General features: G+C 36.4%; 14 protein-coding genes. 13 read left to right on the top strand and 1 reads right to left on the bottom strand.

What is annotated here, in order from left to right; genetic code table 11:
* The first annotated feature begins 71 nt into the window (after positions 1-71).
* From NSQ92_RS13345 to NSQ92_RS13310, 8 genes are all read left to right on the top strand, one after another.
* Positions 72-1,064 (top strand): thiamine pyrophosphate-dependent dehydrogenase E1 component subunit alpha, encoded by a 993-nt coding sequence (locus NSQ92_RS13345; protein WP_047941355.1) that lies wholly within the window; start codon positions 72-74, stop codon positions 1,062-1,064.
* A gap of 15 nt (positions 1,065-1,079) precedes the next feature.
* Positions 1,080-2,063, top strand: coding sequence for an alpha-ketoacid dehydrogenase subunit beta (locus tag NSQ92_RS13340; RefSeq protein ID WP_047941108.1), 984 nt, complete (start codon positions 1,080-1,082; stop codon positions 2,061-2,063).
* 25 nt (positions 2,064-2,088) lie between these two features.
* The gene (locus tag NSQ92_RS13335; protein WP_341152850.1) at positions 2,089-3,342 is read left to right on the top strand and encodes a dihydrolipoamide acetyltransferase family protein; all 1,254 of its coding nucleotides are present in this window, start codon (positions 2,089-2,091) and stop codon (positions 3,340-3,342) included.
* Between the two features lie 102 nt (positions 3,343-3,444).
* Positions 3,445-3,885: a BrxA/BrxB family bacilliredoxin gene (locus NSQ92_RS13330; protein ID WP_047941106.1), complete on the top strand. Its 441-nt coding sequence runs from the start codon at positions 3,445-3,447 to the stop codon at positions 3,883-3,885.
* A gap of 349 nt (positions 3,886-4,234) precedes the next feature.
* Positions 4,235-5,020 (top strand): transporter substrate-binding domain-containing protein, encoded by a 786-nt coding sequence (locus NSQ92_RS13325; protein ID WP_047941105.1) that lies wholly within the window; start codon positions 4,235-4,237, stop codon positions 5,018-5,020.
* Between the two features lie 118 nt (positions 5,021-5,138).
* Complete coding sequence (locus tag NSQ92_RS13320) at positions 5,139-5,798, top strand: amino acid ABC transporter permease (RefSeq protein ID WP_047941104.1); 660 nt, start codon at positions 5,139-5,141, stop codon at positions 5,796-5,798.
* Positions 5,791-6,513, top strand: coding sequence for an amino acid ABC transporter ATP-binding protein (locus NSQ92_RS13315; protein WP_047941103.1), 723 nt, complete (start codon positions 5,791-5,793; stop codon positions 6,511-6,513). The genes NSQ92_RS13320 and NSQ92_RS13315 overlap by 8 nt, the downstream gene beginning before the upstream one ends.
* 123 nt (positions 6,514-6,636) lie before the next feature.
* Positions 6,637-7,143: a L,D-transpeptidase gene (locus tag NSQ92_RS13310; protein ID WP_061798427.1), complete on the top strand. Its 507-nt coding sequence runs from the start codon at positions 6,637-6,639 to the stop codon at positions 7,141-7,143.
* A 51-nt stretch (positions 7,144-7,194) separates the two neighbouring features.
* On the opposite strand, the gene prli42 is transcribed toward NSQ92_RS13310, so the two are convergent.
* Positions 7,195-7,296 (bottom strand): stressosome-associated protein Prli42, encoded by a 102-nt coding sequence (gene prli42, locus NSQ92_RS13305; protein ID WP_152679997.1) that lies wholly within the window; start codon positions 7,294-7,296, stop codon positions 7,195-7,197.
* A 208-nt stretch (positions 7,297-7,504) separates the two neighbouring features.
* Between prli42 and NSQ92_RS13300 the strand changes: the two genes are divergently transcribed.
* The 5 genes from NSQ92_RS13300 to NSQ92_RS13280 all read left to right on the top strand — a co-directional run bounded on the left by NSQ92_RS13300 (position 7,505) and on the right by NSQ92_RS13280 (position 12,533).
* Positions 7,505-8,626 carry a tripeptidase T gene (locus NSQ92_RS13300; protein ID WP_047941100.1) on the top strand — a complete coding sequence of 374 codons (1,122 nt, stop codon included), beginning with the start codon at positions 7,505-7,507 and terminating at the stop codon, positions 8,624-8,626.
* A gap of 156 nt (positions 8,627-8,782) precedes the next feature.
* Positions 8,783-9,250, top strand: coding sequence for a chemotaxis protein CheW (locus tag NSQ92_RS13295; protein ID WP_144545226.1), 468 nt, complete (start codon positions 8,783-8,785; stop codon positions 9,248-9,250).
* Positions 9,251-9,329: 79 nt separating this feature from the next.
* On the top strand, positions 9,330-10,595 hold the full coding sequence (locus tag NSQ92_RS13290) for a DNA polymerase IV (RefSeq protein WP_144545228.1): 1,266 nt from the start codon (positions 9,330-9,332) through the stop codon (positions 10,593-10,595).
* A 142-nt stretch (positions 10,596-10,737) separates the two neighbouring features.
* Positions 10,738-12,150: an NADP-dependent phosphogluconate dehydrogenase gene (gndA, locus tag NSQ92_RS13285; RefSeq protein ID WP_047941097.1), complete on the top strand. Its 1,413-nt coding sequence runs from the start codon at positions 10,738-10,740 to the stop codon at positions 12,148-12,150.
* A gap of 125 nt (positions 12,151-12,275) precedes the next feature.
* Positions 12,276-12,533 carry a hypothetical protein gene (locus NSQ92_RS13280; RefSeq protein ID WP_341152849.1) on the top strand — a complete coding sequence of 86 codons (258 nt, stop codon included), beginning with the start codon at positions 12,276-12,278 and terminating at the stop codon, positions 12,531-12,533.

The raw sequence follows: 12,533 nt of genomic DNA, 5'->3' as shown, positions 1-12,533 counted from the left end.
GAAATCAAAAAATAATGTCTAGCTAAATAGGGGGAACAAACATGAATCAATTAGGAGGTAATAGTATGACAATGGTTCATAATCGCCATTTAGAGGCGGGATTAACGGATGATCAAGTATTAGAAATGTATGAGCAGATGCTCCTCGCACGAAGAATTGATGAAAGAATGTGGTTGTTAAATAGAGCAGGAAAAATTCCTTTTGTTATCTCATGTCAAGGCCAGGAAGCAGCCCAGGTAGGAGCAGCCTTTGCGTTTGACCGGGAAAAGGACTATATGCTGCCATATTATCGTGATCTGGGTGTTGTATTAACCTTTGGAATGACACCGAAGGAAATTATGTTATCAGGCTTTGCGAAAGCAGAAGACCCTAACTCAGGCGGAAGACAAATGCCAGGACATTTTGGTCAGAAGAAAAATAGAATCGTTACAGGTTCATCACCAGTAACGACTCAAGTACCTCATGCAGTGGGAGTTGCTTTAGCTGGGAAGATAGAAAAGAAGGATTTCGTAACCTTTGTCAGCTTTGGAGAGGGTTCTTCTAATCAGGGAGACTTCCATGAAGGGGCCAACTTCGCTGGTGTGCATAAGCTGCCTGTTATTTTTCTTTGTGAAAATAATAAATATGCGATTTCCGTTCCAATTGAAAAGCAATTAGGATGTGCAAATGTTTCTGACCGTGCAATTGGTTATGGCATGCCGGGATACACTGTAGATGGAAACGATCCAATTGAAGTGTATCGAGTGACGAAAGAGGCGGTTGATAGAGCAAGAAGAGGCGAAGGGCCGACTTTAATTGAAACGATTTCTTATCGTTTAACTCCTCATTCTTCTGACGATGACGACAGCAGCTATCGTGCGCGCGAAGAAGTCACAGAGGCTAAAGCAAAAGATCCATTATTCACTTTTAAAGCGTATTTGCTTTCTACAGGAATACTAACAGAAGAAATGGATCAAGAGTTAAATAAGAAATTGGCAGATGTGATCAATGAAGCAACGGATTATGCAGAAAAAGCACCATATGCACAACCAGAAGATACATTGAAATATGTATACGGGAATTAAGGGGGAAACAGAAAGATGCCAGTAATATCCTATATAGATGCAGTAACTCAAGCCATTCGTGAAGAAATGGAGAAGGATGACAAAGTATTTATTCTTGGAGAAGATGTAGGAGTAAAAGGTGGAGTTTTTAAAGCGACAACAGGACTGTATGATCAATTTGGAGCAGAGCGGGTAATAGATGCGCCTTTAGCGGAGTCGGCGATAGCTGGGGTAGGAATTGGAGCTGCGATGTATGGCTTAAAACCAATTGCCGAAATGCAATTTGCTGATTTTATAATGCCTGCTGTCAATCAAATTGTTTCAGAAGCAGCAAAAATAAGATATCGATCTAACAATGACTGGACATGTCCAATTGTTATTCGTGCTCCATATGGCGGCGGTATTCATGGTGCGCTTTATCATTCTCAATCTGTAGAAGCTATGTTTGCTAATACACCAGGACTAAAAATTGTTATGCCTTCTACACCATATGATGTCAAAGGGCTGTTAAAAGCTGCAATTCAAGACCCTGATCCGGTATTATTCTTTGAACATAAGCGTGCTTATCGATTAATTAAAGGTTTTGTTCCAGAAGAAGATTATGTGTTACCAATTGGTAAAGCAGATGTAAAGCGTGAGGGCGAAGATATAACAGTCATCACATATGGTTTATGTGTTCATTTTGCCTTGCAGGCTGCTGAAAAGTTAGCAGAGGATGGCATTTCTGCACATATTTTAGATTTGCGTACAGTTTATCCACTCGATAAAGAGGCTATTATTGAAGCCGCTTCTAAGACAGGCAAGGTACTGCTAGTAACAGAGGATAACAAAGAAGGTAGTGTTATTAGTGAAGTTGCAGCAATTATTGCAGAAAATTGTTTATTTGATTTAGATGCACCAATTATGCGTCTAGCGGCTGAAGATGTTCCGGCAATGCCATATGCACCAACAATGGAAAAATTCTTCTTGGTAACACCAGAAAAAGTCGAAACAGAAATGCGCAAGCTCGCAGAATTCTAAGTCGTACAACAAGGAGGGAAAAACAATGCCGATTGAAAAGATAACAATGCCTAAATTAGGTGAAAGTGTAACAGAAGGAACGATTAGTAATTGGATTGTTGCTGTAGGGGATGTCGTAAATAAATACGATCCTCTTGCAGAAGTAATGACCGATAAAGTAAATGCAGAAATTCCATCTTCTTTTTCGGGAACCATTAAAGAACTTCTTGCAGAAGAGGGGCAGACACTTGAAGTAGGGGAAGTAATTTGTACCATTGAAGTAGAAGGGGACAATACGCAGGTAGAGAAAGAAGCAAAAGCAGAATCGAAAGAAAAAACTGAAGCTTCCCTAACTGATGCTGCTCCAAGTCAAAAGGCAAGATATTCGCCAGCTGTTTTACGTCTTTCTCAAGAAGCGGGAATTGACTTAACGCTTTTAGCTGGAACAGGTGCAGGTGGAAGAATTACTAGAAAAGATGTTCAAAAAGCAATACAAGAAGGAGTTCCCCAAGTTCAAACAGAAGCAAAAGGTTCTGTTAATGGAACAGTTGATCATACTCCTCAACGAGAAACAATTGTACATAATGTGCCAGCAAGTGCAGGGGATAAGGAGTTTCCAATTACGGGATTAAGAAAAGCAATTGCTAACAATATGGTAAAGAGTAAACATGAGATTCCTCATGCTTGGACAATGATTGAAGTCGACGTTACTAAACTGGTTCAATATAGAAATAAAGTGAAAGACTCCTTTAAGAAAGAAGAAGGCTATAACTTAACATTCTTTGCTTTCTTTGTTAAGGCAGTTGCTCGTGCATTAAAAGAATTTCCGCAAATTAATTCGACTTGGGCAGGCGATAAAATTATCCAGAAAAAAGAGATTAATATCTCCATTGCCGTTGCAACAGAAGATGCACTGTTTGTCCCAGTTATCAAAAATGCGGATGAAAAGTCGATAAAAGGAATTGCCAGAGAGATAATAGAACTTGCAAATAAAGCGAGAACAGGCAAGCTTACAGTTGATGAAATGCAAGGCGGCACATTTACTGTCAATAATACCGGATCATTTGGCTCCATTCAGTCAATGGGAATTATCAATCATCCTCAAGCAGCGATTCTTCAAGTGGAATCAATTGTGAAGAGACCAGTTATTAAAGATAATATGATTGCCATCTCTGATATGGTGAATTTATGTATGTCTCTCGATCATCGTGTATTAGATGGTCTTGTATGTGGAAGATTCCTACAGAGAATCAAGGAAATATTAGAGACAACGTCAGAGGAAACAACGCCAATTTATTAAAGAGTGTAATGAATAAAGAAGTTTTGCAAACAAATAAATTGAAAATGAATACTTTTTTTATAATAATGTAAAAAGAAGATATTTCATAAAAGGAGCGAAACGATGAACATTGATTTTAATTTATTCATGAATGATGTTGTCCGTCAAGCACGCCAAGAAATAGTAGAGGCTGGTTACGAAGAACTTACAACAAAAGAAGCTGTAGATGAAGCTTTATCCAAAAAAGGCACCACTTTAGTGATGGTTAATTCTGTATGTGGGTGTGCAGGTGGAATTGCAAGACCAGCTGCAGGTTACTCCTTACATTATAAAAAAAGACCAGATCAATTAGTAACTGTATTTGCAGGACAAGATAAAGAAGCCACAGAACAAGCACGTTCTTATTTTACAGGTTTTCCTCCTTCCTCTCCGTCTTTTGCATTAATGAAAGACGGCGAACTTGTTAAGATGGTAGAACGCCATGAAATCGAAGGACATGATCCTATGCAAGTGGTAGAAAAACTACAAAATGCATTTGAAGAATATTGCACAGAAGTAAAATAAGCTTGCATGCACCCTGAAAGTTAAAGTGAAATTTGACTTAAGGGGTGTTTTTTTTATGGAAATAGAGGTTGTCAAATGATTTTACAGCAAGAAAAAAAGAGATTCAAACCTATATTAGATAAAGTTTTCGTCCTAATTTATCTAATACAACCTTTTGTTTGAAAATTTTATTTTTTCAGAATAGTATTTCATTTGATGAATTTGTATAAATTGTATTGAATAATTATTAGTATGTGTTAAAATTCATATTGTTGCATGAATATAAATTAAAAGACTATCTTATAATTTGCGACAAACTACTAATATTAATAGAGAATAAAAGCATAAGTAACTATAGGGGGATTTTAAGATGAAAAAATTATTAGCATTAATGCTGTTGTCTATAGTAGTCATTTTAAGTGCATGTGGTACTTCTACTGATGAAAAAGGTGCAAACAGCGGAAGCGGATCAGCTGATAAAAAAGTACTAGTGATGGGAACATCAGCGGATTATGCACCATTTGAATATATTGATACTGCAAAAAGTGATGAGATTATTGGTTTTGATATTGATTTAGCCAAAGCATTAAGCGAAAAGTTAGGTTACCAAATCCAAGTGAAGGATATGGATTTTAGCGGATTAATTTCTGCCTTACAATCTGGCAAAGTAGATTTAGTATTATCCGGTATGTCTCCAACACCGGAAAGAGCAGAAAATGTTGACTTCAGCGATATATATTTCACAGCAAAAGACTTAGTTGTAACGACAAAAGATAGCAATATTAAAACTGTTCAAGATCTTGATGGTAAAAAGGTTGGAGTACAACTAGGATCTATTCAAGAAGATGCAGCAAAAGAAATCGCTAAAACAGTAAAAGTTACAGTAGAGAACCGTGACCGTATTCCTCAATTAATTCAAGAAATTAAAGCAGGTCGTTTTGATGCAGCAATTATTGAGGATGTTGTTGCAAAAGGTTATTTAAATAAAGAGGATACATTAACATCTTTCCCAGCGAAGGAAGCAAATGAAGACGCTGGTTCGGCTATTGCATTTCCAAAAGGCAGCGACTTAACAGAAAAGTTCAATGCTGAATTAAAGAAAATGAAAGACAGCGGCGAAATTGATAAGTTAGTTGTAAAATGGTTTGGTAACTAAGATAAGGTAATTGCGGGGGATAGTTTAGGGCAGAATATGCCCTAAACATTTTCTTGTTTTTTAAGCAATATAATAGATAAAAACACCTCCGTTTTTTTTAGAAAGGATTGAGATAGTAATGGGCTTAGATTTCCAACAATTTATTCCCTCTCTCCCATATTTGTTAAAGGGAATCACTGTGACTTTGCAAATTGTTGTGGTGGCTGGAATAATTGGTTTTGTATTAGGAATTATACTTTCGATATTTAAACTTAGTAAGCTGCCAGTCCTTAGCTGGATTGCTGCTATTTATACATCAGTTTTTAGAGGAACGCCCCTTGTTCTGCAATTAATGATTATTTATTTTGGGGTACCGCAATTAACTGGTATCCAAATTGAGCCAGCTATTGCAGCCATTCTTTCCTTTGGCTTAAATTCAGCTGCTTATATTTCGGAAATTATTCGCGCTGGAATTTTAGCAGTAGATCGCGGCCAGAAAGAAGCTGCTATGGCGCTTGGTGTTTCCCCTAGGCAAGCGATGTTCGATTTAATTTTGCCCCAGGCTTTAAAGAACATTTTTCCAGCATTAATCAATGAAGCTGTTTCCTTAACAAAAGAGTCAGCGGTTGTTACTGTTATTGGTGTAACAGATATTATGCGTAGAGCCTATATAATGGGCGGAGAAAAATATGCATACTTGGAGCCGATGATTCTTGCCGGTCTTATTTATTACGTTCTAGTAATGATACTGACAACATTGGCAAAAGTAGTTGAAAGGAGAATGAGAAGAAGTGATTAATGTTGAAAATCTGCATAAATCCTATGGCTCGCTTCACGTTTTAAAAGGGATAAATACACAAGTAGAAAAAGGCGAAGTAGTGACGATTATCGGTCCTTCTGGGTCAGGAAAGTCTACATTTCTGCGCTGTATTAACTTACTTGAAGTACCTACCAAAGGAAAAGTAATAATTGATGGTACGGATATTACAGATAAAAATACAAATATAAAAAAAATAAGAGAAAACGTTGGGATGGTATTTCAACATTTTCATCTTTTCCCACACAAAACGGTTTTGCAAAACGTGACATATGCACCGATCAAAGTAAAGGGACTAAACAAGAGCGAAGCGGAAAAAATGGGGCAGGAGCTTCTAGCTAAAGTTGGTCTTGCTGATAAAGCGAATGTATATCCTAGCCGTTTATCAGGCGGACAAAAGCAAAGAGTGGCAATCGCACGTGCCCTTGCGATGAATCCAGAAGTAATCCTATTTGATGAACCAACGTCAGCATTGGATCCTGAAATGGTGAAAGAAGTGCTTGAGGTAATGAAGTCACTTGCAAACACCGGAATTACCATGCTTATTGTGACACATGAAATGGGCTTTGCCAGAGAAGCGGCAAATAGAGTTCTATTCCTAGATGGTGGAGTTGTAGTGGAAGATGCTCCACCAGCTGAGTTCTTTACCAATCCTAAAACAGACCGCGCCAAAGAGTTTTTGGAGAAAATGCTATAAAAATGTTAAACAGGTTTCTTAGTCGATAAGATCAAGAAACCTGTTTTTTTGATAAAAGAACTTTCTATTCCGTATAAAAATACAATAATCACACAAACTAAGAAAAAAAGAGAGTGTGATTGGATGTTAAAACTAGTTTTGTCTATTCTCTTAACAATTTCCCCCGTTTGGCCATTAGGGATAAATCCATTGCCAGGAGATCCTTTTCTCATTATTAATAAAAAAACGAATCAATTAACCTTGATAGATGAAAATCGAGTGCAGACAACGATAAGTGTTTCGACCGGTAAAAAAGAAGATTTAACGCCAGAGGGTTTATTTACGATAACAGTTAAAGCCGCAAATCCCTATTATCGAAAAAAAGATATTGTGGGGGGAGATGAGAATAATCCATTAGGGACAAGATGGATTGGTTTTGATGCAAATAACACAGATGGAAGAATGTACGGAATTCATGGAACAAACAATCCAGGAAGTATCGGGAAATACGTGTCACAAGGCTGTGTCCGTATGCAAAATGAGGCAATAGAATCTATTTATGATTTCATTCCTTTAGGAACAAAAGTGTTGATTACCAATTCAGATAAAGGTTTTCAAGAGCTAGCAAAGGAATATGGGGCCATTGAATAAAAGCGAAGAAGTTTTATCCTTCTTCGCTTTCTTATGGAAAATAAGCTTAAATTAAAATAACATTCCAATTCCAATCAACAGGGTAGATGCAAGCATAACAAAGATCATTAAATATACAACAATCTTTTGTAATCTATTTTTCTTTTTCTTCATAGTATCCTCCATGTCTTAACCATTCTTATTGTCTATTTTACTAAGAATAGCAGAATGGTACAACTATAAATAGATGGAATATTTGCTTGAGGAAACTTTTCTATTTTTATAAGAAGAAAAATGAGATTTCCCCCTCGTGAATTTTATTTGATGTTCTTTTTTTATAGGCGTATACTAATAATGTCACTAATTTTTGGAGGAACGAAAAATGATCAATCAAGAACGTTTATTAAATCAGTTTTTAGAACTGGTACAAATTGATTCGGAAACAAAATATGAAAAAGAAATCAGCATTGTACTAAAAAAGAAATTTGAAGAATTAGGCTTAGAAGTGATAGAGGATGATACTACAGCTATTACTGGTCATGGTGCAGGAAATTTAATTTGTACACTTCCAGCAACGAAAGAGAACGTGGATCCTATTTACTTTACCTCTCATATGGATACAGTAGTTCCAGGAGTTGGCGTAAAACCATCCATTAAAGATGGATACATAGTAACAGATGGCACAACAATACTTGGCGCAGATGATAAAACTGGTTTATCTGTTATGCTTGAAATACTTACAGTAATCAAAGAAAATAATATTCCTCATGGAACGATTCAATTTATCATTACAGTTGGGGAAGAATCTGGATTATTAGGCGCAAAAGCACTTGATCCAAAATTAATCCAAGCGAAATATGGTTATGCATTAGATAGTGATGGGAAGGTAGGAAATATCGTTGTGGCAGCACCGACACAAGCAAAAGTTAAAGCAACGATTCTAGGAAAAACGGCTCATGCTGGTGTGGCACCTGAAAAAGGAGTTTCCGCTATTACTATTGCATCAAAAGCGATTGCAAAAATGCCTTTAGGTCGTATCGATAAAGAAACAACGGCTAATATTGGCAGTTTTGCTGGTGGAAAACAAACAAATATCGTGTGTGATCATGTAGATATCCTTGCAGAAGCACGTTCATTAGTAGAAGATAAAATGCTTGCACAAGTAGCGAAAATGAAGGAAGCGTTTGAATCGGCAGCTAGTGAAATGGGCGGACAAGCAATTGTCGAGGTGGATGTTATGTATCCAGGCTTTAAATTTGGCGAAGGTGACCATGTTGTAGAAGTAGCGAAAAAAGCGGCTGCAAAAATTGGCAGAAGCTGTGAACTGCAACAAAGCGGTGGTGGAAGTGATGCCAACGTTATCTGTGGTTTTGGTATCCCAACAGTTAACTTAGCGGTAGGCTATGAAGAGATTCATACAACAAATGAAAAAATGCCGATCGAAGAATTAAATAAATTGGCTGAAATGGTACTTGCTATTATCGAAGAAGTAACTGGTCAATAATTATATGATGGAGTCGGGGTGCTTTCTTTAGGGAAGCACTCTTTTTAGTATAAATCAAACAAATGTTTCTATTTTTACTTGCATTTATCTAGAAAACAGAGGAAAATATTGTATAGGTAAATACTACTGTAAAAATAGAATCTTGGGGGAATATAAATGGAAGAAAAGAAGGTTGTTATATTTAAAGTAGCAAATGGAGAATATTCCGTAGATGTTTCTTATGTCATATCGATTGAAAAGGAAGAGCAGATTACTCCTGTTCCTCAATTGCCATCCTTTGTAAGAGGAATAAGAAAAGTAAGAGATGAGCTTATCCCTGTCATTGATTTGCAGATGGTTTTATATAATCAAAAAACAGAAGAAAATGAAAATAATAAATTAATTGTTGCGCGAACAGAAGATATTTCGTTTGCGATGATTGTAAATGATGCAAAAGAAATTCTTGATATAAGAGACGAAGTAATAAAAGAAGTCGGCATTTCTGCTTATCAGAAAACAGAATATATAACAGGTGTTCTTAATTTAGAAAATCGCTTGGTGTTAATGCTTGATCCAACTATTTTATTAGAAACACTTGAAGGTGTAAAAGAAATTAAAGACTATATGAAAAATCAGCCTGCGTAAGCAGTAAGATTTATGCTAAAAGCAGAGGAATAAGAATAGAAGTGACTATAAATGATCATAAAGAATTGGTGAAAGCAAAATGAAAGAATTTTATCCGAAAAAGGGACGAGTTATTTTACATGTAGATATGAATAGTTTTTATGCATCTGTTGAAATGGCTTATGATCCACAGTTAAAGGGGAAGCCATTGGCAATTGCGGGAAATGAAAAAGAACGCAGAGGTATTATTGTCACTTGCAGCTATGAAGCAAGAAAATTTGGCGTAAAAACAACCATGCCTTTATGGGAAGCGAAGAAAAAATGTCCGGATTTAATTGTTTTGCCTCCAAATTTTGATCGTTATCGAACAGCATCTCTTGCAATGTTTCAAATTCTTCATGAATTTTCCGATATTGTCGAGCCTGTTTCCATTGATGAAGGATATGTAGATATTACACATTGCCATGAGTTAGGAACACCGATATATATTGCAAGAACGATTCAGAAACGAATTTTTGAACGGTTAGACTTACCATGCAGTATCGGGATTGCCCCTAATAAATTTCTTGCCAAAACAGCTTCAGATTTAAAAAAGCCGATGGGAATAACGGTTTTAAGAAAGCGGGATATTCCTAAAGTACTTTGGCCGATGCAAGTAGAAGAAATGCATGGTATAGGAAAAAAAACAGGGGGAAAACTAAGAGCAATTGGCATAGAAACCATTAAAGATTTAGCGATGGCTCAGTCTATTCCACTCAAAGCAACACTTGGCATCAATGGAATTCGCTTAAAGGAGAAAGCCAACGGAGAAGATAATCGGCCAGTTGATCCAGAAGCTGCCAATGAATTTAAAAGTATTGGCAATTCGACAACATTGCCGCGCGATGTCAAGAATCAGCAGGAATTATTTCAAGTATTGGCCTCCCTAGCGAATAAAGTGGCTACAAGAATGAAAAGAAAACATGTACATGCTAATCATTTATCTGTAACCATTCGCTATGGAAACAGAAAAAACTATTCCAAGAGCAAAAAATTAGCAAATCCAATAAAATCAGAGGAAGAGATATTTCAGATAAGCAAAGAGATTTTTACGACAGCATGGGATGGAAATCCTGTTCGTTTATTAGGTATAACAGCAGGAGATTTAATCGACAATAATATTGTAGTAAAACAACTTGATCTCTTTTCCTTTGAAAAAGAAGCAGCGAAAGAACCATTATGGACAGCAATAGATAAGCTGAAAGAAAAATATGGCGCTTCTATTATTGAGCCAGCATCAGAAAGAAATAATATTTCAAAAAAAGAAGAAGACATTGGTACCAAAACTAGTTTCAATAAAGATTTTTTGCAAGGAAAGAAATTTTAGTTAAGTTATATGTGACGAAAAAAATTTTTTGAAATAATCAAGAAAAGTAGTTGCATTTTAGTTGCATAACTTAAAAAATCTTGCTAAAGTTAAGTGAATTCTACTATAAGGATACATAGTTTAGAAGGGACGTTAGGAAAAAATGACAAAACAGCAATTTGGTGTAATCGGTTTAGCGGTTATGGGTAAAAACCTTGCTATGAATATCGAAAGCAGAGGCTATACTGTTTCCGTTTTCAACCGTTCAAAAGAAAAAACAGAAGAAATGCTTAAAGAATCAGAAGGCAAGAATATTGTTGGAACATATACATTAGAAGAATTTGTACAATCTTTAGAAGTTCCACGTAAAATCATGTTAATGGTTAAAGCTGGTCCAGCTACAGACGCAACAATCGAGCAATTAAAACCTTTATTAGATAAAGGCGATATTGTCATCGATGGCGGTAACACATTCTTTAAAGATACACAAAGACGTAATAAAGAGCTTAGTGAACTTGGTATTCACTTCATCGGTACAGGTGTTTCTGGCGGTGAAGAAGGAGCATTAAAAGGACCTTCTATTATGCCTGGTGGCCAAAAAGAAGCATACGAATTAGTTGCTCCAATTTTCCGAGATATTTCTGCAAAAGTTAACGATGAGCCTTGTACTACTTATATCGGTCCAGATGGTGCCGGTCACTATGTAAAAATGGTGCATAATGGAATCGAATATGGAGATATGCAATTAATCTGTGAAGCATACTTCATCATGAAGCATGTTTTAGGCTTAGAAGCACAAGAACTTCATGAAGTATTTGCAGAGTGGAATAAAGGGGAGCTAGACAGTTACCTAATTGAAATCACTGCAGATATCTTTACAAAAGTTGACGAAGAAACTGGTAAACCTTTAGTAGATCTAATCTTAGATACTGCTGGTCAAAAAGGAACTGGTAAATGGACAAGCCAAAGTGCTCTAGACTTAGGTGTACCACTTCCAATGATTACAGAATCCGTATTTGCTCGTTTCATTTCTGCAATGAAAGACGAACGCGTAAAAGCAAGCAAAGTACTTTCAGGCCCAGAAATTAAACCTTTCACAGGAGATAAAGCAGCATTTATCGAATCTGTACGTAAAGCTCTATACTTGAGCAAAATTGTTTCTTATGCCCAAGGTTTTGCGCAAATGAGAGAAGCATCTGAAGAATACGATTGGAACTTAAACTATGGCGAAATCGCTATGATTTTCCGCGGTGGTTGTATTATTCGTGCTCAATTCTTACAAAAAATTAAAGATGCATATGATCGTGATCCAGAATTGAAGAACCTTCTATTGGATCCATATTTCAGTGAAATCACTGAAAACTACCAATCAGCATTACGTGAAGTAATCTCTGGTGCTGTCTTAAACGGTATTCCTGTACCAAGCTTTGCAGCCGCATTATCATACTTTGATAGCTACCGTACAGCAACTTTACCAGCAAATTTACTACAAGCGCAGCGTGACTACTTCGGTGCTCACACATATGAGCGTCTTGATAAAGAAGGAATCTTCCATACGAACTGGATGGAAAAATAAGAATGGCGATAAAAAGCACACTACGATTTTATATGTAGTGTGCTTTTTTTTTGAAGGAGAGGATGGAGTTTGAATGAACACCAAAAATAAGAGAGTGCAGAGGAAAAGTGGTGTTCACAAGATGGATGAAAGCCAAAAATAAGAGAAGGAGGAAGAAAAGAGGTGTTCATAGGTTGAATGAAGACCACAATGAAGAGAGAAAAGCAGAAAAAAGGCGTGCATCAGCCATTTTAGAACCAACCAAAAAAGAAAAAGGCAGTAAAGTGACCTTCATACATAAATTTTACGTATCCAAAGAGTTTAAACAACAACAAAATCTACAAACAAATTACAACGAGAAGGAAAAAAAATATGCTGCTATAGCAAGCAGCACATTTATCTAG

Source organism: Niallia sp. FSL M8-0099 (assembly GCF_038006945.1).
Taxonomy (GTDB): domain Bacteria; phylum Bacillota; class Bacilli; order Bacillales; family Cytobacillaceae; genus Niallia; species Niallia circulans.
This window is presented reverse-complemented; position numbering and strand designations above follow the sequence as displayed.

Coding starts and splice junctions, on each gene's coding strand:
- NSQ92_RS13345 (WP_047941355.1), top strand. CDS start 72: ATGGTTCATAATCGCCATTTAGAGGCGGGATTAACGGATGATCAAGTA.
- NSQ92_RS13340 (WP_047941108.1), top strand. CDS start 1,080: ATGCCAGTAATATCCTATATAGATGCAGTAACTCAAGCCATTCGTGAA.
- NSQ92_RS13335 (WP_341152850.1), top strand. CDS start 2,089: ATGCCGATTGAAAAGATAACAATGCCTAAATTAGGTGAAAGTGTAACA.
- NSQ92_RS13330 (WP_047941106.1), top strand. CDS start 3,445: ATGAACATTGATTTTAATTTATTCATGAATGATGTTGTCCGTCAAGCA.
- NSQ92_RS13325 (WP_047941105.1), top strand. CDS start 4,235: ATGAAAAAATTATTAGCATTAATGCTGTTGTCTATAGTAGTCATTTTA.
- NSQ92_RS13320 (WP_047941104.1), top strand. CDS start 5,139: ATGGGCTTAGATTTCCAACAATTTATTCCCTCTCTCCCATATTTGTTA.
- NSQ92_RS13310 (WP_061798427.1), top strand. CDS start 6,637: ATGTTAAAACTAGTTTTGTCTATTCTCTTAACAATTTCCCCCGTTTGG.
- prli42 (WP_152679997.1), bottom strand. CDS start 7,296: ATGAAGAAAAAGAAAAATAGATTACAAAAGATTGTTGTATATTTAATG.
- NSQ92_RS13300 (WP_047941100.1), top strand. CDS start 7,505: ATGATCAATCAAGAACGTTTATTAAATCAGTTTTTAGAACTGGTACAA.
- NSQ92_RS13295 (WP_144545226.1), top strand. CDS start 8,783: ATGGAAGAAAAGAAGGTTGTTATATTTAAAGTAGCAAATGGAGAATAT.
- NSQ92_RS13290 (WP_144545228.1), top strand. CDS start 9,330: ATGAAAGAATTTTATCCGAAAAAGGGACGAGTTATTTTACATGTAGAT.
- gndA (WP_047941097.1), top strand. CDS start 10,738: ATGACAAAACAGCAATTTGGTGTAATCGGTTTAGCGGTTATGGGTAAA.
- NSQ92_RS13280 (WP_341152849.1), top strand. CDS start 12,276: ATGAAAGCCAAAAATAAGAGAAGGAGGAAGAAAAGAGGTGTTCATAGG.